The 20,489-nt window shown below is 48.7% G+C and carries 17 protein-coding genes and 1 pseudogene; 8 read left to right on the forward strand and 10 right to left on the reverse strand.

Features of this window, described 5'->3' with window-relative positions:
* From H6G50_RS22325 to ada, 4 genes and pseudogenes are all read right to left on the reverse strand, one after another.
* Positions 1-203: pseudogene (locus H6G50_RS22325) on the reverse strand (hypothetical protein); the annotation flags it as partial.
* A 387-nt stretch (positions 204-590) separates the two neighbouring features.
* Positions 591-995, reverse strand: a complete 405-nt coding sequence (locus tag H6G50_RS22330) for a transcriptional regulator (protein WP_190721516.1) — start codon at positions 993-995, stop codon at positions 591-593.
* The gene (locus H6G50_RS22335; RefSeq protein ID WP_242032949.1) at positions 973-1,290 is read right to left on the reverse strand and encodes a type II toxin-antitoxin system HigB family toxin; all 318 of its coding nucleotides are present in this window, start codon (positions 1,288-1,290) and stop codon (positions 973-975) included. The genes H6G50_RS22330 and H6G50_RS22335 overlap by 23 nt, the downstream gene beginning before the upstream one ends.
* Positions 1,291-1,401: 111 nt before the next feature.
* On the reverse strand, positions 1,402-2,457 hold the full coding sequence (gene ada / locus H6G50_RS22340) for a bifunctional DNA-binding transcriptional regulator/O6-methylguanine-DNA methyltransferase Ada (RefSeq protein ID WP_190721517.1): 1,056 nt from the start codon (positions 2,455-2,457) through the stop codon (positions 1,402-1,404).
* A 102-nt stretch (positions 2,458-2,559) separates the two neighbouring features.
* Between ada and H6G50_RS22345 the strand changes: the two genes are divergently transcribed.
* Together H6G50_RS22345 and H6G50_RS22350 are read left to right on the forward strand one after the other, a co-directional pair.
* Entirely contained in the window at positions 2,560-3,348 is a 789-nt protein-coding gene (locus tag H6G50_RS22345; protein ID WP_190721519.1) for an ABC-2 family transporter protein, read from the forward strand.
* An 82-nt stretch (positions 3,349-3,430) separates the two neighbouring features.
* Positions 3,431-4,750: a photosystem II assembly protein gene (locus H6G50_RS22350; protein WP_190721521.1), complete on the forward strand. Its 1,320-nt coding sequence runs from the start codon at positions 3,431-3,433 to the stop codon at positions 4,748-4,750.
* Between the two features lie 336 nt (positions 4,751-5,086).
* On the opposite strand, the gene H6G50_RS22355 is transcribed toward H6G50_RS22350, so the two are convergent.
* On the reverse strand, positions 5,087-6,178 hold the full coding sequence (locus tag H6G50_RS22355; protein ID WP_190721524.1) for a PIN/TRAM domain-containing protein: 1,092 nt from the start codon (positions 6,176-6,178) through the stop codon (positions 5,087-5,089).
* Between the two features lie 238 nt (positions 6,179-6,416).
* Here H6G50_RS22355 and hemW point away from each other — a divergent pair, with 238 nt between their 5' ends.
* The 4 genes from hemW (at position 6,417) to H6G50_RS22375 (ending at position 10,419) form a co-directional block, all read left to right on the forward strand.
* Positions 6,417-7,577: a radical SAM family heme chaperone HemW gene (gene hemW / locus H6G50_RS22360; RefSeq protein ID WP_190721526.1), complete on the forward strand. Its 1,161-nt coding sequence runs from the start codon at positions 6,417-6,419 to the stop codon at positions 7,575-7,577.
* A 272-nt stretch (positions 7,578-7,849) separates the two neighbouring features.
* Positions 7,850-8,605 (forward strand): phycobilisome rod-core linker polypeptide, encoded by a 756-nt coding sequence (locus H6G50_RS22365; protein ID WP_190721528.1) that lies wholly within the window; start codon positions 7,850-7,852, stop codon positions 8,603-8,605.
* A 285-nt stretch (positions 8,606-8,890) separates the two neighbouring features.
* Positions 8,891-9,982: an RNA-guided endonuclease TnpB family protein gene (locus tag H6G50_RS22370; RefSeq protein ID WP_347239981.1), complete on the forward strand. Its 1,092-nt coding sequence runs from the start codon at positions 8,891-8,893 to the stop codon at positions 9,980-9,982.
* 122 nt (positions 9,983-10,104) lie between these two features.
* The gene (locus H6G50_RS22375) at positions 10,105-10,419 is read left to right on the forward strand and encodes a hypothetical protein (protein ID WP_190721530.1); all 315 of its coding nucleotides are present in this window, start codon (positions 10,105-10,107) and stop codon (positions 10,417-10,419) included.
* A gap of 101 nt (positions 10,420-10,520) precedes the next feature.
* Here the strand turns inward: H6G50_RS22375 and H6G50_RS22380 are convergent, their stop codons facing one another.
* From H6G50_RS22380 to H6G50_RS22390, 3 genes are all read right to left on the reverse strand, one after another.
* Complete coding sequence (locus H6G50_RS22380) at positions 10,521-11,438, reverse strand: class I SAM-dependent methyltransferase (protein WP_190721532.1); 918 nt, start codon at positions 11,436-11,438, stop codon at positions 10,521-10,523.
* A 40-nt stretch (positions 11,439-11,478) separates the two neighbouring features.
* On the reverse strand, positions 11,479-12,567 hold the full coding sequence (ald, locus tag H6G50_RS22385; protein WP_190721534.1) for an alanine dehydrogenase: 1,089 nt from the start codon (positions 12,565-12,567) through the stop codon (positions 11,479-11,481).
* A 503-nt stretch (positions 12,568-13,070) separates the two neighbouring features.
* A complete protein-coding gene (locus H6G50_RS22390; RefSeq protein WP_190721591.1) occupies positions 13,071-14,354 on the reverse strand; it encodes a D-alanyl-D-alanine carboxypeptidase in 1,284 nt (427 codons plus the stop codon).
* 419 nt (positions 14,355-14,773) lie between these two features.
* On the opposite strand from H6G50_RS22390, the gene H6G50_RS22395 reads away from it, so the two are divergent.
* Entirely contained in the window at positions 14,774-17,383 is a 2,610-nt protein-coding gene (locus H6G50_RS22395; protein ID WP_347239982.1) for a penicillin-binding protein 1A, read from the forward strand.
* Positions 17,384-17,521: 138 nt separating this feature from the next.
* Here the strand turns inward: H6G50_RS22395 and H6G50_RS22400 are convergent, their stop codons facing one another.
* On the reverse strand, positions 17,522-18,151 hold the full coding sequence (locus H6G50_RS22400) for a response regulator (RefSeq protein WP_190721536.1): 630 nt from the start codon (positions 18,149-18,151) through the stop codon (positions 17,522-17,524).
* Entirely contained in the window at positions 18,148-19,455 is a 1,308-nt protein-coding gene (locus H6G50_RS22405; RefSeq protein WP_190721538.1) for a sensor histidine kinase, read from the reverse strand. Before H6G50_RS22405 ends, H6G50_RS22400 begins: the two co-directional genes overlap by 4 nt.
* A gap of 158 nt (positions 19,456-19,613) precedes the next feature.
* Here H6G50_RS22405 and H6G50_RS22410 point away from each other — a divergent pair, with 158 nt between their 5' ends.
* Positions 19,614-20,153: a Spy/CpxP family protein refolding chaperone gene (locus H6G50_RS22410; RefSeq protein ID WP_190721539.1), complete on the forward strand. Its 540-nt coding sequence runs from the start codon at positions 19,614-19,616 to the stop codon at positions 20,151-20,153.
* Positions 20,154-20,489: the final 336 nt, after the last annotated feature.

The raw sequence follows: 20,489 nt of genomic DNA on the forward strand, positions 1-20,489 counted from the left end.
GCGATAGGTCTTTCTCCCACCGGACTCCACACTTTTCTGAGAATCGGTTTTAAGCCGACCCTATGTTCATCAAAAAACCAGACATCTATTTCTGCTTCTGGTTTTTCAAGTTGTTGGTCAGTTAATAAAGGTTTTTTCCCTCCTCTAACTCTTAAAGTCTTATTTTTTAAGTTTTTGACCCCTTCTTCGCCAGTAAATGCCATCTTCTTGATTCTACTGGGTCTTGATTTTTCAAATATTTACTTTTCAGTTCATCTGAACTAAAGTGAGGGGCTATATAAGCTTTTTTGGACATTTTTAGGGATTTAAATGATTTTAATTTAATCTTATCCTTGTTCGTAGGTCTTGACAACCGGATTTGGTAGAAATCCGAATTTAAACTCGATCTTATATCTCGAAGTTACGGTCTGCTATAGGCTTTTATAAAAAGTTTATAAAATAGCGAAAGTTGAGGACTCTGACTCGTTTGAGGTGCATAATCTTGAGTTGAGTAAGAACAATTAGTTGGCAGAACTTAAAGGCGATTTCTAGGCATACCCGAACGGTTCAAACGATTCCACGATTTGTTATTCGTGAATTCAAACCGCTCTCTAAATTAGAAATAAAGCTGGAGAAACTTTAAAATAATCGCCTAGTTTTTGAGCATGGGTTTTACCGATCTCTCGCTTGCCATGAATCACCTCAGAAATAATTCCACTAGAACCAAATATTCCGAGTAAATCGGTTTCTCTGAGATTATTAGATTCCATTAAATGCAGTAAGCGGCTTCGAGGAGTTGATAAGTTTTGAAGGGGGTACTGCTCGGACTCAAATTTCTCAATTAAGATGACAAACAAGTCAAGCACCCGCTCTTCTTCTGGGGTTACATCCGCTTTGTGCATTAAAGCTTCAACAAGCGTTAATGCTCTTTGGTATTCCACTTCGGTTTGAATCGGTTGCGGAACAACTTCTACCAGTAAATTGATATAGGTATTACGATCGAAAGTAAGGGTCATTTTTCCAGCGCTCCTTGTCATACTCGGCGTGGGTCAAAAAATATTTGAAATAGATAATTTGCCTGCGATAATTAATAGAAACAATCAATCGATAATTATTGCCTTTAATGTTAAATACGGTAAAGTTTCCTACCGCTTCGGCTAAAGTATAGGTTTGTTGAACTTCGACTAAACTTTGCCAATTGGAGACTTTAACGATCGCGTACCAGTCTTCTATCTGCGTGGAAACGTCGGGAAATCGAGCGGCAGCTTCGCGCAATCGACTGATAGCAATCAGGTGCATTTGAGAAAACAAGAGAAATCCCTCTCAATTCTCTCATTTTGAGGAATTGCTGTCAAGGGAAAATTTGACTCTTTCTGACAGACTATTGAAAGGAATTTTGAACCCGTTTTAACAGTTATAATTTCAAACTAAAATTGATTTCATAGCTTCCCATTCCTGCAACGCCTGCTTCCTTTCCACCCCCCAACGATACCCCGATAAACTGCCATCGCTTCGCACTACCCGATGGCAGGGAATAGCCACGGCAATCGGATTGGCAGCACAGGCAGAAGCAACGGCGCGAACGGCTTGCGGCGAACCAATTTTGCGGGCAATTTCTGCGTAAGTTGCTGTCGTACCGAAGGGAATTTCTTGCAAGGCTTGCCAAACGCGCTGTTGAAAGGCGGTTCCGCGCGCGTCGAGGGGTAAGTCTAACCCCAAGGCGGGCGCTTCGACGAAACCGATAACGCGGGCGATGTGGCACTCAAATTTAGCATCTCCGCCGATTAATTCGGCGCGGGGAAAGCGTTGTTCGAGGTTGTGGAGGAGGGGTTCGGGTGCATCGCCGAGAAAGATGGCGCAAATGCCTTTTTCGGTTTGGGCGACGAGAATCGAACCGAGGGAACATTCGCCGATGGCGAAGTAGATTTGCAGGTGTTCGCCGCCGGTGCGGTATTGGGTGGGTGTCATGCCTAAAATTTCGGGGTAGGTTTCGTAGAAGCGACTGCTGGCGTTGAATCCAGCTTCGTAAATTGCTGCGGTGACGGTACTGTTGCTCGGGAGTTGGGTTTGCAGGCGTTGGGTGCGATGCGCGATCGCGTAATCTCTCGGGGTGACTCCCGCGATCGCTTTGAAGGTACGATGGAGATGCGAGGGACTCCATCCAACGCTGCGGGCTAATTCTTCTAAGTTAGGAATTGTTTCACGGGATGCAATTTCGCGGCAGACTCGAGCGATACAAGCGGTTTGCCGTTCGTACAATGAAGGTTGGTTGGGCGTGCAGCGCTGGCAAGCCCGAAATCCCGCCCGTTCTGCTGCGGCTGCGGTAGAGTAAAATTGCACGTTTTGCCGTTTGGGTTGGCGCGCGGGACAGGAGGGGCGACAATAAATGCGGGTGGTTTTAACAGAATAAACGAAGCGCTCGTCAAAGGCGCGATCGCGTTTTACAATCGCTTGCCATCTAAAATCGGACTCTAACATTGCCGTTGCACCGATTGCTGTATTCTCCGATTGTATCTTTGCGCTTTTCCTGTCCTCGCGCACTCCGATTCTTGCTTTCAAATTCTCGCCCCGACAATGCCCATGAAATGGATTTTCAAGCAAATTTCTACCTTTCTCGTCGTTTACTACGCCTTCATGGTGGAGTATCGCGCCGAATTATTTTTCTGGGTTCTGTCAAACTCTCTGCCGATTATTTTAATGGGGGTTTGGATTGAGGCGGCGCGCGGCGGAAATTTTGGGTTATCGCCCGTTGAATTTGCGCGCTACTTTTTGGCAGTTTTTATCGTGCGGCAGTTTACCATTGTTTGGGTAATCTGGGATTTCGAGCGGGAAATTGTGGAAGGACGGCTTTCGTTTCGCTTGTTACAACCCATAGATCCGGTTTGGCATCATCTCGCCGGACATTTGACGGAACGCTTGGCGCGATCCCCCTTTGTGGTGGTGTTGGTAGCATTGTTCTTTTGGCTGTATCCGCAGGCGCGATGGATTCCGAGTTGGGGGACGCTGTTGTTGTTTGCGGTTGCGATCGCGCTTGCTTTTGCCTTACGCTTCCTGATGCAGTACACTTACGCCATGTTTGCATTTTGGACTGAACGAGCCACCGCGATCGAGCAATTCTTCTATCTCTTTTTCCTCTTTCTGTCAGGAATGATTGCGCCGCTTGATGTTTTTCCGCCCGCTGCGCGCGAGTTTGCCCTCTGGACTCCCTTTCCTTACTTGATGTACTTTCCCACCGCTTTGTTAGTGGATTTAAAGGTCGATATTTGGCGCGGTTTTGCCGTTCTCATCGCTTGGATGGCAATTTTCTTCTTTATCAATCGCTGGTTGTGGCGGCGCGGTTTGAAGCAATATTCGGGGATGGGAGCTTAATAATTGATAATGGATAATTGATAATGGATAATGAATAGAGCGGTGCGAATTAGATAATTAAGAGATAGGGGCGAATGGAGCAATGAGTAATATTTTTAACAATTGGTTGCGATCGCGCCGTTTCCGCCAAGCCCTCGAAGGAGGAAAATTGGAGTTGGCTGAAACAATTTTTCGCGAAATCGAACAATCTCGCGCTCCTCTCTCGCTTTTAGAACGAGTTTATCGCAAGCAGTTGTACGCCGAACAAGACTTAAAATCCCGATTGCACGAAAACATCAGTCTGCGCGGGAAAGTCCAGCAACAAATCCGTAAAATTGAAGACCTCGATCGGGAATTTAAGCGCCAAAGTTCGGAAGTCGCTCGTTTAGAACCAAGTCCCGAATTTATTGAATTTGTTACGAATCGCTTTCAGTTAAGCGATCGCGAATCGCCTTTACTCAAATGTACGGGGATTGACGAGCAAACTTTTGATGACTTCGAGCATCGTTTAGCCGTCTTTATCCAAAAAGAACTCAAAAAACAAAATCCCCAACAAGTCGCTGCTGACTTAAGCGAGGCGCTACAAGATTTAGAAGTTTCAGCCGCGATCGGCGATCCAAAATACGACCTTAAGTTAAGTTCTTACGCCTATTTAATTCGGGATTTTCTCGATAACATTTATTGCAATTATATCGCTTGGTATTTAATTTATGAAGCCGGTTTAATCCCAGAACAACTGAGAATTCTCGATCTGGCAGCAGGTCCCGGAACCGTAGCTTACGGACTCATGTTACTCCTACGCAGTAGCATCGACTTTTTTCCGATGCCTTCGCTCCATATCTCCTATTATTCCTTAGAAAAACAAGCCCTCTTACAATTCCGAGGACTTCAGTTTTGGCGGCAGTACATCGATACCCAAAATCCGGCACTGAATATTTATTTCCGGTTCGATACAACGGATTTATTTGACTATCCGCACCACAGTACAAATATTTCTCAAGGCTTCTTTAATTTCGTCGTTGTTTCGCACTGCTTCTTCTCTAACACTAAAAAGCGCCTAGAATCTTACAAAATCTATAAAAATATTTTTCGCGAGAAACTTGCTCCCGGCGGCTATGTTCTTTTGATTGTTAAAGGTGAGAAGCTTTTTGAAATGTACGGAGTTTATCCAACCGATGACCTTTTGCAAGAACAGAATATTATTCAGTGTTTCCTGGAAGAATTAGACTTGAAGTTAGAGTGGTATAAATATTTAAGTTCTACGGGCAAGAGAAGACCTTATCTAGAAGACGAAGAACTGCTAGAACTGCCGAAAAAGAAATACATTAATGCCCTCAAGCAGCAGTATTTAGCGTCCTTGTCCGATTCGAGATATTTTTTAGCCGACTATGCAATTTTGGCTCGCTATGAAGAGAAGTTATGAGTTATGAGTGATGAGTTATAACAACAGATATAGCGTTTTTCGTTTGCGTGAGGTACAGTTCCAAAAATCAAATCGGTAGGGGCGCGGATTTCGAGGTCTCCTCGAAATTAAACGCCGCCCCGTAGGGGCGAATGGTATTCGCCCGCTGGGTATACCTCATCCAGGTGAAAACTGCTATAACGGACAATTCAAATCATTATCAATTGTCCATTATCGAATGGCACTGACTTAAGGCTGGTGGGCGCTGCCCACCCTACGAAATATCAATAACGACGTTGTATACAACGTCTCTACGGCGATTTTTAAACTCTTATTTCAGTGCTATTCTATCGATAATTAAGTCGTTCCGCGCGCCACTGCCGAAGATTGGGGTTTGGCAAAAATCATTCGTCCCGCCGAGGTTTGAAGCGCTGAAGTCACCACCGCGCGCAACTCTTTCCCCACATAAGCATCGCCCTCTTCAATCACTACCATCGTCCCATCTTGAAGATAGCCTACGCCTTGCGTCGGTTCTTTCCCTTGTTTGATTACCTTAACATCGAGCGTATCTCCGGGCAGATAAATCGATCGCAACGCCTGGGCTAAATCGTTGACATTGAGGATTTCGACTTTCTGCAAACTTGCGACTTTGCTCAAGTTATAATCGTTCGTTAATAAAACCCCATTGATTTCCAACGCAAAGCGCACCAACTTCGCATCTACCGTCGCTACATCGTCATAATCGGCGGGGTGAATCGTGATGCGTTCGGGGTATTCATCCTGTACCCGATTGAGTAAGTCCAAACCGCGCCGCCCTCTCACTCGTTTTTGGTCGTTTGTTGCATCGGCTAACATTTGCAATTCCTGTAAAACAAATTGAGGAACCAAAATTTGTCCTTCCAGAAAACCCGTATCTAATAATTCTTCAATCCGTCCGTCAATGATGCAACTCGTATCTAAAATTTTTGTCGTCGCCGGTTTAAGCATCCCTTCTGCGACTAACATCGTTTCGACGCTATTGGGATTAATTAAGCGCAGAAAATTGCGTCCGTGAGTATCGGCTAAATTCACGCCCAATACCGAAAATACCACGCTGGCGAGAACTGCCATCATCGGTTTGACGAGGGCAAAACGTTCGGGAATGGGTAGTAAAAAGATCGGTGCTAGCATTAAGTTTGCCAGCAATAAGCCGAGAATCCAACCCACCGATCGCGTTAAAATCGTTTCTACCGGCAGATTCCGAACCCGGGTTTCAACCCTGCGATAAGTCGTTTGCGCCGTTAAACCCAAAGCTAAACCCACAATCGCTGCAAAGCTGGCAACAATAAAACGCACAGCCTCAACGTTACTCACTTGTACCAATAGGTTACTAGGGAGAAGGTCGATCGCTTCGTAGCCAACGCCGGCCGCCGCTATGATAAAAATGAGAACGATAATGGTATCTAGCATGATTCCAATGGGGTTTGAGGTTGGACGACAATCTTGAGGACGAATCCAAAAGGGAGATGCGCGATCGCTCGGATACAGATCGCATTCATTTCATTATAAACTCTGGCTGAATGTCCGCAGCGTTGCGAAAAGTCCTCACCTCAACCGAACCTCCCGTGGGGGATGAATAATGAATGATGAATAATGAATAGTGAATGATGAGGGGTTAGGGATGAGGGGGAATGAGGGGAATAAGAGCATGGAAATGGTTCGTTCTGCCTACGTTCATATTCCCTTCTGTCGCCGTCGCTGCTACTACTGCGATTTTCCGATCTCTGTGGTGGGGGATAACGCTAAAGGCGAAACTTCGGGAACGATCGCACAATACGTCGAGTTTCTCTGTCGGGAAATTGCCACCACCCCTTCAGGAGAATCCCTCGAAACCGTTTTTTTCGGCGGCGGAACGCCTTCATTACTCTCGCCGGGGCAACTTTCCCAAATTTTAACCGATCTCGATTCTCGCTTCGGTTTGAGCGCTGCCTGCGAAATTTCAATGGAAATGGATCCGGGAACGTTTAGAAGTACACAAATTGAGGAATATGTCAAGGCAGGCGTAACGCGAGTGAGTTTGGGGGCGCAAGCGTTTCAAGACGAACTGCTAGAACGTTGCGGTAGGACGCACCGCGTTCGGGATATCTTAGAGGCGATCGCGTGGTTGCATCGAGCCGGGGTTAAGAATATTAGCTTGGATTTAATATCGGGATTGCCGGGACAAACGCCCGAACAGTGGCAAGATTCTTTAAGGGATGCGATCGCGCTTTCTCCCCAACATCTTTCCTGCTACGATCTCGTCCTCGAACCCGTTACCGCCTTCGGCAAGCAGTTTCAGCCCGGAGAAACGCCCCTCCCCAGCGACGAAGCCACCGCTCAAATGTACCGCACTGCCAGCAAAACCCTCCGCCGCGCCGGTTACGAGCATTATGAAATTTCTAACTACGCTCGCCCCGGTTTCCAATGCCGCCACAACCGCGTTTACTGGGAAAATCGTCCTTACTACGGCTTTGGGATGGGGGCGGCTAGTTACACCCAAGGGCAGCGCTTTACCCGCCCGCGCACTCGGCGGGAGTATTACGCATGGGTGGAAGGGGGGTGCAGGGTTGAGGTTCCGCCGACTACCGCCCGAGAAGCATTACTGGAAACGTTAATGCTGGGGCTGCGCTTAGCGGAGGGCGTAAGTTTAAGGGAAATTTGCGATCGCTTCGGTGAGGCTGCGCGCGATCGCATCGTCACGACTTTACAACGCTATGAGTCCTCCGGCTGGGTAGCCCGCGATCGCGAGAACCTTCGCTTAAGCGATCCCGAAGGCTTCCTCTTCTCCAACACCATCTTGGCAGAACTGTTTCAAGCCTTTGAATCTTAACAGTTCGCGATCGCACAGCAACTTGGTTTTCAATTCCTTTTTATTTTTTCAATTCTGCACGGCCACATCCCATCGGCTCTTCATTTAACACTCACCAAAAGTTACGAAATATTAAGTTAAGTAACGAAAAGCAAAAGCTTCTTTTTCTTACACCACCCTGAATGTGGCTTAGCAGCGTAAATAATTGATAATCTCCCACCAGTTTGTGACCCTCCTCCCGTATGATTAGTATTAAACTTTTTAAGAATTCGTAAAATAACGGAGGTTTTAAGTTGGCTCTTCCTCTATTGAGTTATAACCCCAACTGTCCAAACACGCGCGTTGAAGGTTTCGAGGTTAATGGCGACGAACAGCCAAGAATCTTTACCAGCGAAAACTTGCTGGGCGTGACTGAGATGAACGATTTAATCGAAGCGGCCTACCGCCAAATCTTCTTCCACGCCTTCAAGTGGGATCGCGATGCAACCCTCGAATCCCAAGTCCGTAACGGTCAAATTACCGTGCGCGACTTCATTCGAGCGTTGCTGCTGTCGCCGACCTTTTACAACAGCTTCTACGAAAAGAATAGTAACTATCGTTTCGTCGAGCAGGTCGTGCAGCGGGTTCTCGGACGCGATGTTTATAGCGAACGCGAAAAAATCGCTTGGTCGATTGTCGTAGCCACCAAAGGAATTAAAGGCTTTGTTGACGAACTGCTCAACAGCAGTGAGTACCTGGAAAACTTCGGTTACGATACCGTTCCCTATCAGCGCCGTCGCTACTTAGCGAGTCGCGAATCTGGCGAAACGCCCTTCAACATTAAATCTCCGCGCTACGACGGCTACCACCGCCGTCAGTTAGGCTTCCCGCAAATTGTTTGGCAAAACGAAGTCCGTCGCTTTGTTCCCCAAGAGAAGAAAGTCAAGGAGGGAGATCCTACCGGCTTCTTGAATATGGCTCGCGGAATCGGCAGCGCTAAAGGCGCTCCCACCCCGCGCGTGTCGGCCATGAACATCAGCCTCGATTCCGTGCCTTACCGTAAAAAGTAAGTTCTCGGCGCTCTTAAAACTCTCGCATGAGTGAATGGGGGAGTTACTCGCTCGCGCAGGATGACTCGTTGTTAAGAGTTAGCTTGTGAGTGAGTAACTCCCCCTAAGTTTGTTCGGTGGCTTAGAAGGTTGCTAGGAAGTCAAAGGCCTTCGGGGAATGCAACAAGATCTAAATTTGCACTCGTTATCAAAAAACTTGGGTCTAAGACCCCGCCCTTCCAGGGCAGCTTTGCATTAATCTATCATATTATGCTAGGATTCTCGTCATAAGCTTCCCTTTTCTCTATGCTAGTCCTCGAAGCAAAATTAAAAGGCAAGACAGAGCAGTACGCACTCATCGATGAGGCAATCCGTACTGCTCTGTTTGTCCGCAATAAAGCTTTGAGGCTATGGATGGACGTAAAAGGGAGCGATAAATACGACCTCAACAAATACTGCGCTGTACTTGCCAAAGAATTTGAGTTTGCTAAAAAGCTTAACTCTCAAGCAAGACAAGCCAGTGCAGAAAGAGCATGGTCTGCCATTCGTCGATTCTTTGAAAACTGCAAGAAGAAAGTACCCGGCAAAAAGGGCTTTCCGAGATTCAAAAAGCGCGGTCATTCTGTTGAATATAAACAAACAGGATGGAATCTTAGCGAGGATCGGAAATATCTAACTTTGACCGATGGCTTCAAAATTGGCAGGCTCAAACTAATCGGTTCGCGCGATCTAAACTTCTACCCAATCGAGCAGATTAAACGCATTAGACTGGTGCGTCGCGCCGATGGTTATTATGCTCAGTTCTGTGTCGATGTTGAACGAAGAGAACAGATTGAACCCTCAAAAACCACTATCGGGCTAGATGTTGGACTCAACTATTTGTACACCGATAGCAATGGTGAAGTTGTCGAGAATCCTAAATACCTTAGAAAATCAGAACGTCAACTCAAAAAGTTGCAGCGCAACGTTTCTAAGCGGAAGAAAGGGTCTGCCAATCGTAGAAAAGCTATAAAGCGGTTAGCTAAGAAACATTTACAAGTAAGTAGGCAGCGTAAAGACTTTGCCATTAAGACGGCAAGGTGCGTAGTTCGGTCTAACGACCTGATTGCCTACGAAGACTTGCAAGTGCGGAATATGGTCAAGAATCATAAATTAGCTAAGTCTATCAACGATGTGAGTTGGTCAATGTTCCGGCAATGGGTTGAGTATTTTGGCAAGGTATTTGGCAAAGTCACTGTTGCAGTGCCACCACAATATACAAGTCAGAATTGTTCAAACTGCGGTAAGCAAGTTGTCAAAACATTGAGTCAACGCACTCATTGCTGCGGGCATTGTGGCACTGTAATAGACCGCGACCACAATGCGGCATTGAATATCTTAGCAAGCGGTCTTGCATAGGGTAGGGCATACCCAAATTAACGCCTGTGGAGAGTTCGACCTCTGTCAAGTAGATGCAAGTCTACTTGGTAAGTTGTCTCGCTGAATCAGGAATCCCCGCTCCTTTAGGACGGGGAGTGTCAATGCGCTCCTCAGACTCAGAAGCAGAAAACGCGCGCCTTCAAGTCATTGAGGAGATACAGGGTTGGAGTAGTCCGCGTTTGGGAATTCGCTTCGAGTTAACCGAGGAGGAGTTGTATCTGTATCGTCCGGATGGCGAGCGATTTGCAAGTTATGTGGAGGTGCAGCGACGACTTGAAAGCGAAAGAGAACGCGCCCAACAAGCCGAAGAACGCGCCCAGCAAGCTGAAGCGGCACTTCTAGAAGAACAGCGCAAAGCCGAACTTTTGGCGAAAAAATTGCGGCAGATGGGCATTAATCCGGATGAGTTAGGGTAGTATCCTGGCAAGCTTTAAAAATGGGGGTCAATTGGTAGGTTGGGTTGAGGCAAAACAGTTAGTTAGCCCTCCGTTTAACCCAACCTAGAGTTTTAAAAGGGCTACGATGCGACGCGCGCCACGACTGCACGGTGGCGAGGCGTGGTGGGGGTAATCGTCGGCCGCTCGAACCCGGCATCGATTAAGGCTTGCTCGATATCGAGGGTAAAGTATTTATCGAGATAGGGTTCGGTACTTTTGAGCAAGGTTAAAATATAGGGCGGCATTTGGGCGTAGACTTGCGATCGCGGATTCATATCCATCACGGCGAAATGTCCACCGGGACGCAGCAAGCGCTTCGCTTCTGTGAAAATGGCTTTAGCGGCATCTTGAGGCAGTTCGTGAAAGAGCAAGCAAGCCGAAACTAAGTCAAAGGACGCATCGGGCAAACCTGTCGCTTCGGCGGCGGCGTGTTTCCAAGTTACAGCAGCATGGCGCTGTTCGCTGTTGTACTGAGCGACAGCGAGGAAATAAGGCGATAAATCGATACCCGTCACCCTCGCTTGCGGATAAAGCTCTTGTAAGGCGAAGGTACTCATCCCGACGCTACAGCCGAGATCCAAAATATCTTGAGGCGGTACGGAAAGTTGCTGTTTGAGGGCATCGTGATAGCACTGTCGCAGTCGGGTATCGCCCTGCGCGCCCGCTTCGGGCCAAATGCCGGAGTGAACGGCGTAGGAGGCGGGTTCGACTTCCCAAGCGCATTGCCAGCTTAAATTGCCTTCTTCGTAGGCGTGGAAGGGTTTTAAATAATACTGCGGGTAAGCGAGGTTGGGATCGCAAATGGCTTCAAAGCGACTATCCCACTCGTAGGTACTCAATTCTCGCACGCGATCGCGCCAAGGAACCCCCAAGCTTTCAGCGCGATCGATCATCATCTTGCGCGCCCGATACTTTGCCAAATTATAGAGAGGTTTAATACCGAGAAGGATATTCACGAAGCGAGAAGCCAATCCAATTGAAGGTGTTGCTGCTGTCATCGGGATTCAAAAAAAAGTTTGATAATACTCAAATTTTCCTCTACCGCGCCAGATCTGGGAAGACATCTCCCACTGCCGGATGGATTAATTGGCCCGCGCTGACATTTAAGCCGCCCGCCAATGCTGCATCTCGTTCCAATGCTTTTAAGCCCGCATCGGCAAGCTTGAGAACGTAGGGTAAGGTGCTGTTATTCAACGCCTGAGTAGCCGTCCAGGGTACTGCTCCCGGCATATTGGGAATGCCGACATGAACGACTCCATCTTCAACGTAACTGGGATTGCTATGGGAGGTAACGCGCAGGGTTTCGATGCAGCCTCCTTGATCGACAGCAACATCGACGATGACGGAACCGGGGTGCATTCGGGCAACCGATTTGCGCGCGACAATCGTGGGGGCGCGCTTTCCGAGAACTAGAACCGCGCCGACGAGGAGATCGGCTTCCGGTACGGCGGCTTCGATTTGCGCCGAACTGCTGTAGAGATATTCAACGCGGGAGCCAAATAAGGTTTCGAGGTAAGCGAGGCGATCGACGTTAATATCGAAAATTTGTACTCTTGCCCCCATACCGACGGCGATGCGAGCGGCTTCCGTACCGACGACACCGCCGCCGAGGATGACGACATTTCCCGGACGCACTCCCGGAATACCGCCCAGCAGCACGCCGCGTCCCCCTTGTTGCTTTTCCAGGTATCTCGCTCCAAATTGTACTGCTAAACGTCCGGCAATGATACTCATGGGAGCGAGGAGGGGCAAGCGTCCGTCGGGTAGGGCGACGGTTTCATAGGCGATCGCGTGAATTTTAGAATCGAGCAGGGCTTCGGTTAAACCGCGATCGGCGGCAAGATGGAGGTAAGTAAAGAGAAGGCGATCGCTTTTAAGGTAAGGGTACTCTTCCGGGAGCGGTTCTTTGACTTTCACTACCATCTCTCGATCCCAAGCCTCAGAAGCACTCGAAACGAGGGTTGCTCCTGCTTCTCGATACTCATCATCGCTGAATCCCGCGCCGACTCCGGCTTGGGTTTCGACAAAGACGCGGTGGTTTCTTTCGCAGAGCAATCGCGCGCTCGACGGACTCAACCCGACGCGAAATTCTCGGTCTTTAATTTCTTTGGGAACGCCAATTTCCATATCTTTAATTTACGCCCGATCTGAATGAGAAGTCAGAAACTTATATTATTCTACTGTTTACGCCCTCCCTTCTCCCTTGAAATTCAAAAAGATATCTCGCAGGGTTAATTCCAGTAACATATCTACACTGAATCATAGAATAAGTAGTCGATATTAAATTGCCTTACAAGTCTCAGACAATCCGCTGGCATCAACCAGTTTTCAAGATATTAAATATTTCGTTCTTTATCCCAATATCGATCTGAAACTGCATAGAAGCAAAAGTAGGGTGCGGAGCGCGAAGCGTAACGCACCATTATCTTAACCAACAATTAAGGGGAATCGATTCTGTGCAACGTCATCTTCAATTAATAGGAGTAATTTGTATTTATTTTTGACGCTCGGCACTTATCGGTTTTTGTTAAACACTCGAAATCGATAAGCATTGAGTTTTATTTGATTCGCAGGAACTCCCTCCCTACAAGAGCGCTAATCGCCAATCACCATTCATTATTCACTATTCATTATTGACTTACTAAGATGCGATCGGGATCGCCCCATTTGAAATTATCTGCCTCTCTCGATTGAGGTAAAGACTCCGTTCCCCAAACTTCTGTCAGTCGGCGCAACAATCGATCTTGTTCGACTCGTAACGCCGAAACATCTCCACCTTGATTGATAATCGCAAACCACACCCAACCGTACTTTTGCGTCGGCAAAATTCCAGCCAGCGCGCTCACTTCGGCGAGGGTTCCGGTTTTAATTAAGGTACTGGGTGGAAGCTTGCGACCGACCATCGTTCCCAGTTTATCCCGTCCGGCTACGGGAAATAAATCGGTAATCGCGATCGCTTTGCCTTGCAGTTCCCGCGCAATTTCGGCTTGCATTGCTGTCGCCATGCGCGCCGACATCCGGTTAGCAACGCCCAACCCCGAACCGTTAACCAGTTGAATTTCTTGTTGCGGTACGCCGACGATTTCGGCTGCCGTTTTCGCGACGACATCGCCGCCCCCGGCTAACTCGCCCAACACCTCCGCAATCATATTGTTGCTGTAGATATTCATTTGCTTGATAATTTGGCTCATCGGTGGCGAACGATGAACCAGGAGGAGGCGGAGGGTATCGGGGCGATCGTTGTTCACTTGAATGCCGCCGTCAATCTCTACACTCGGACGGGGCGTTCCCGGCGGCATCAGTGCGTACTGATTTTTGGCTTCCTGCTGCCAAACTTTGGAGTTAAGGGCTTCTTTGAGCTTTTCGGCGGCAACATTCGGGTTGGGATAAAAGTTCATGTAGAAGTTGGGGCTAATGACGAGATTGCCCGTCACGCGACGAATTCCGAGTTTATTGAGAGCGTTTCCCACCGCGATCGCTTCCTCCCAAACAAAAATCGGATCGCCGCTTCCCGTCACGACTAAATCGCCCTTCAGTACGCCATCGCGAATCTCGCCTTTCGCATAAAACTGCGTATCAAATTGATAATCGATGCCCCATTTTTCGATCGACACTAGGGTTGTCGCAATTTTCGTAAGAGAAGCCGCTGAAAGAAGCGTTTGCCCTTCGTGGGTGGCAAGGCGCTTCATATCTGACTGCAACCAAATCCCTTGCCGGTTGACGTTGTAGCCCTTGGCTGACAAATCTTTTAAATATTGGTTGACAATTTCCTCCGCTTGTGTATCTGGCTCTGCGGGTAACTGAAAAAACTTGGTTTCTTGCCACGACAGCAGATGGACTCCCGGTTCGCCCCCCGGATGTCCGAGAACTTTGGTGAATAAACTTATCAAACTGGCTGCCACAACTTCCAGCATAAATTCCACATTTTTTTGTCCACGGGCAATTTTAGCAGCCTAATACCGCTGTTGTGGAGTTCAAAATTTACCCGTTCGGGTGAGGGGGCAAAGGGAAGCGATCGCGCTCTTTACCTCCACATCTTGGCGCTTAACAGGCTCCCAGAGAGTGTTCCAACGATTTTGAAGTGAGTCGGGACTGCCGCAGAGAGTGGATTTGATAATCCGAAAAGTATGGGTTTCGACTCCGGATTGGATGTTATATGATAGCCTTCATCGGTTAAAACCGAGCTAAAATGCCCGGAGTTGATAAGGTCTGCACAGAAAATTTACATTTCAATACCTAGAAAGAAAATGGGAGAGCCTCAAACTCGCTCTCAATACCCCCCAGTTTTCCAATTCACCATCGGATGATGCGCAATCGCTAGTGAGGAGTCGGCGTGACTAAATTTATCAACCAACCTAATAACCCCAGCGGAAACTCTGAATCTTCGGCTTCCGAGAACTCTGCAAACCGAACGGAACAACAGCCAATTCCAGCTGATTCTGTTCTGGTTCCGGTATCAACTTCGGGAAGTTCCGAGTTGGAGACAACAACGACTCCACAACCGCAGCAACCCAAACCGTACCAAGTTGCCGCGCAGCGCGTTCGTTCGTCCTTTGACTACGTTTTTAAGGAAAAGCAACTGCATCGTCGGTTCTGGTTATGGTTTGGGCTGAGTGCGGGGGGCGGCGCGGTTGTGCTGCTTTCGACGTGGCAGCGCTTAGAACAGAGTTTGCCAGCAACAAAGGGCGAAATCGAAACTTTCGCGCAGGAAAAGACGATGGTTATCAAAGCGACCGACGGTTCGATCTTGCAAGAAATCGGCCCGGTGACGCACGAATACCTCGACATCAAACAAATTTCCCCCAATATCAAACACGCTTTCATTGCGAGCGAGGATCGGCGGTTTGAGGAACACGGTGGGGTGGATTATTGGGGAATTGCGCGCGCGGTGGTGGTTAATTTGCGGGCGGCGGATGTGGTGGAAGGGGGAAGCACGATCGCGCAGCAACTCGCCCGCATCGTCTTTCTCGATCGCGAACGCCACGTTTGGCGAAAATTGCGAGAAATGCGCCTCGCTCAGCAGATCGAAAAAGATTATTCTAAGGACGAAATTCTCGAGCGTTACCTTAATTTAGTCTATTTGGGGTCGGGATCCTACGGCGTGAGCGATGCGGCTTGGAACTATTTTGGGAAATCCGGCCGCGATTTAACAGTACCCGAAGCGGCGATGCTGGCGGGGATGGCTCCTGCACCGAGCCTCTATTCGCCCCTCGAAAATAAGGATAAGGCGTTGGAGCGGCGCAATGTCGTGCTGCAACGCATGGCTGAGGCCAAGTTTCTTACGCCTGAAGAGGCAAAAAAAGCGATCGCCTCTCCCATCGTTCTCAATCCGAAACAGCCCAAACGTCTGGAACGTAAAGAACCCTACTTCACCGAGTACATTCAGAAACAAATTCCCAAATACCTTACGCCCAAAGAGATTAATGAAGGTGGAATCGTCGTCGAAACGACGTTACATCCCGCTTGGCAGCGCGCCGCGACTAAAGCGGTGAAAAACGCAGTTGAGAATTACGGCGGCTCGAGCAACTTCAAACAAGCGGCGCTGGTGGCGATCGATCCTCGCAATGGCGAAATCCGCGCGATGGTGGGCGGCAAAGATTACGAGGATAAAAAAGAAAACGGTCAATTCAACCGCGCTACCCTCGCCAAACGCCAGCCCGGATCGACGTTTAAGACTTTTGTTTATTCAACCGCGATCGCTGCCGGATTTTCCCCTTACGACGGATTGCGCGACGATCCCCTCGTCGTCGATGGTTATACGCCCAAGAACTACGATGAAAAGTATCAGGGCTGGCTTTCGATGCGCGATGCGCTTGTTAACTCCCGCAATATTCCGGCTGTTAAGATGCTCATCCAAGTGGGTTGGGATCCCGTCGTCAAGATGGCCAAACAAATGGGGCTCGAATCGCCTTTGAATAAAACCTATTCCCTCGCTCTCGGTTCCTCGGAAGTGACGCTGCTCGAACTCACCAGCGCTTACGGTACTCTGGCAAACCAAGGGGTACATTGGCCCGCGATCGGAATCCGCCGCATCGTCGATCGCAAAGGAAAAGTTCTCTACCAAAGCAACCCCAAACCCGTGAAAGCCTTGGATGAAGATTCCGCCAACATCATGACTTGGCTTTTGCGTCAAGTGGTAGAGAGCGGAACAGGAACTGCCGCTCAAATCGGACGGCCCGCCGCTGGCAAAACCGGCACCACCGACAAGGCTCGAGATCTTTGGTTCGTCGGTTATGTTCCCCAACTCGTGGCGGGCGTGTGGTTGGGTAACGATAACAACGAACCGACCTGGGGAGCGAGCAGTTTAGCTGCCGGAACCTGGGAAAACTTCATGGAAGACACCATAGAATGGTTCCCGGAAGAAAAATTCCCCCCTCGTCCCGAACAGATTGAAGGGCGTAAAGGCACCATCAAAGCGCAACCGATTCAACCGAAAGTTCAGTATTATAAAGAACTCCCCAAACCGAAGAACGAGGAAGATTCTGAAGCTAACTCTAACTCGGATTCAGATTCGGGTAGCAGCCGCCGTTCTCGTCGTCGCCGCTCCTACAATTCCGACAACAGCGACAGCGACTCTGGTAATTATACCCCCCCCCGGCGATCGCGTCGTTCCCGCAGTTCCGATTCGGATGAGTCGTCGAGTTCGGGAAGTTCCGAGCGTTCCAGTCGTCGCAGTCGGCGCTCCTACAACAGCGACGAAAGCGAAGCACCCCGGCGACAGCGCTCGCGTTCTTCCTCAGATGAGAGTGGTTCCTCTTCCTCATCAGGGCGTTCGCGCTCTTCCTCGGGCGATTCAAGCGGAGAAGGTTCCTCTTCCTCTTCGAGACGTTCGCGTTCTGAAGAATCGGCTCCAGCACCCGCCCCCGTTCCCGAAATCTCGAAGCCGGAAAAATCCGTGGAATCTGCCCCGGCGGATTCTGCGGCTCCCAGCGGCACTGAATGAGGAACTATAGCGCTACGCACATACGTTTGGACATTCGGTAGGGTGGGCAGCGCCCACCAGTCAAGGCTTTGGTGCTTTTAGTGCCGCTCATTATCGGGCAAGTAGCGCTATATTTTCAATCGTGCTATCAATTATCAATTAATTTCCCAGCGTAGTAGCTAAAATAGCGGCTTGAGTGCGATCGCGCAAATTCAAACGGCGCAACAAACTATTGACGTGATTTTTCACCGTGCGTTCGGAAATATAGAGTGCTTCAGCAATTTCTCGATTGCTGTATCCTTTTCCGATGAGTTGCAATACCTCCTGCTCTCGCGGAGTGAGTTGCGCCAGTTCTGGCGGCGCAGAAGTGGGGCGAGAGTCGCCAGCCATTACCTTTTCGAGCAATCCCGGGCCGAGTTGAGTATACCCTTGAAAAACCAAACGAATCGCCTGAGCTAACACTTCTGAGGGGGTATCTTTGAGCAAATATCCTTTCGCCCCGTTTGCCATCGCCCGCGTCACATAATCGTCGTCGTCAAAGGTGGTGAGGACGAGAACTTTAATTTCTGGGACTTGCTCGACGATTAGCTTTGTCGCTGCCACGCCATCCATTACCGGCATTCGCACGTCCATTAATACCACATCCGGTTGGAGCGATCGCGCTAATTCTAGTGCAACCTTGCCATTTTCAGCCTCTCCTAAAACTTCCAAATCCGGCTGGGCTTCTAGTAAACTTGACAATCCTTCGCGCACGATACTTTGATCGTCTACTAATAACAAACGAATCACGCGATCGCTCCCAAAACTGGAATTTCTACTCGAATCGTACACCCAAAACCGGGCGAAGCAAGCACTTCAAACTTCCCGCCTAACGCCTCGATTCGCTCTCGCATCCCCTGCAATCCAAAACCCGTTGTGTTCTCCGTCGGTTCAAAACCACCTCCATTATCGACCAATTGCAAAACAATTTTATTTCCTTCTTGCTGCAAGGATAAATTAACGCGCGACGCTTGACTGTGCTTGGTAATATTCGTCAGTGCCTCCTGAATGACCCGATACAGCGCCGTCGCCGCTTCTGCCGACAGCGAAACAGCGATCGCAACCTGCGAGTTTAACTCGATACCCGTTGTCTTTTTAAACTCTTTCACTAACCCTTCTAAAGCGACTTGCAGCGATCGCCCTTGCAACGGATAATTTCTTAACGTCGCCACAGAATGCCGCACATTTTCTAAGGCTTCCTTACCGAGTTGCCTTGCTTTTTGCAAACGATCTGCCGCTAGTTCTGGATTTGTCGCTAAAAATAACGCCACATTTTCTAATTGAATGCTCTGGGCAGTAAGGTAATGTCCGACGGAATCGTGAATCTCGCGCGCGATGCGATTTCTCTCCTCCAACGTTGCTTGATTTTCAATCCGTAAAGCATATTCGCGCAAGCGACGATGCGCTGCTGTCAACTGTTCTCGGCTGCGACTCTCCGCTAAAACAGCACCGACTAACAACAAGACAAATGCTAGAACCAAGGCAAACAAAATCGCTGAATTAATATTAAGATTTAACCAGATTGTCTGTAATTCATCGGGCGGCAAACGTCGCAATCCCGGCGGTAACGGCCTGCCTAAAGGAACGCCGAGCGGACGAATCCTCAGCCACGACATAGCTAGCGCGCTCAGAAAAGAAATATAAGCCAACAGCGCCACAAAAATGCGACCGCTCCAAGGAAATAAGACGCAGGCTCGAATCGCAACAATTAACAATAAAGCTGGAAACACTCTTTCGGCTTTTCCACCTAAAAGAATGGTCAGCCAACTTAAGCCAAAACAGACCGCAATATAACTACCTTGGAGCCATCGAGAACCGAAGGGCAATCGCCAGCCTACGAACCCCAAAGCGAGGATGCTTGCGAACGCTTCGAGGGTAAATCGCTCTCTCGGATGCGGGGGGCGCGGCACGATTTCAGGATACAAGAAAACGCGCGGCGGCGGGCGATCGGGAAAGAAGTCCGAAAATAAGGCCATGACCGCAATGCCGAACAAAATCCACTCTAAGTAGAGAAGCAGACGAAAAGGATGTCTTTTCCACAGGAAGGTAGGCATGGAAAAAGTAGTGCTTAAGGACTATAAAAATTTAGTACCAAAGTCCTAAATAAAGTAGAACTTGGGATCGACAGCATTCAATTTAATAAGGGTTACGATTAAATTGTAAGCACAAAGATTGCAGCAATGCTGCGAATATTTAAGGAGAGATTGAGATTATGAAATGGCTCGCACTTTCTAGCCTTGCCGCAGTTTCTTTACTGGTTCCCGCCGCAACTTATGCGGTACAGTCGCAGTCTAATGCAGGCGAACTGCGAAGAGAATCGCCTTCGGTTCTCGCGCAAGCGCAGCCCAACCCCCAACCGGGAAATCGTCCGGATCGGGGTCAACGCGGGCGCGGCGATGGCAATCCGATGGAAAGAATGCTACAACAACTCAATCTGAGCAGCGAGCAATCGTCGCAAATTCAGGCAATTTTCCAACAATCTCGGACGGAAAATGAAAGTTTGCACGAGCAAATGAAGCAAGCACGCGACCAAATGGAATCGCTAATGGCCGGGAATGCAACCGCCGACCAACTGCGCCAACAGCATAGCATCATGCAGCGCCTCCACCAAGAAATGGGCGATCGCCGTTTTGAAACGATGTTACAAGTCCGAGAAATTCTGACTCCGCAGCAGCGCGCTCGTATGGCTGAGTTGAAGGATGCAAAACGTCAGGAACGAGGCGAACCCGGAGGAATGGGAAGAGACAATTAATAATTGATAATTGATAATTGACAATGGATAATTGATGAAATAATCGCTAAGAATGGGACTGAAATCGACTTCTCCTGAATTCAGTCCTATTCTATTGCATTGGCCGCTATTATCGTGCTACAGTATACTACTCGCTGTTCGTAATTGCCGAGATTCGCTAGCTCTTCCGGTAATATCGTGTAAAATGTTCTCGCCGATTATTCAACAGAGTGACATTTGAATAATCTCAGCCGTCCGCCGGAGGTACGATGAGGTACGATAGCGCTTAATGACTCAGCGAGATGTTGTGTCAATATCCACTCCCTGAATGTTTACAATTCTTTTATTAGATTATCG

Origin of the sequence: Oscillatoria sp. FACHB-1406 (assembly GCF_014698145.1) — a bacterium.
Classification (GTDB): Bacteria; Cyanobacteriota; Cyanobacteriia; order Cyanobacteriales; family Spirulinaceae; genus FACHB-1406.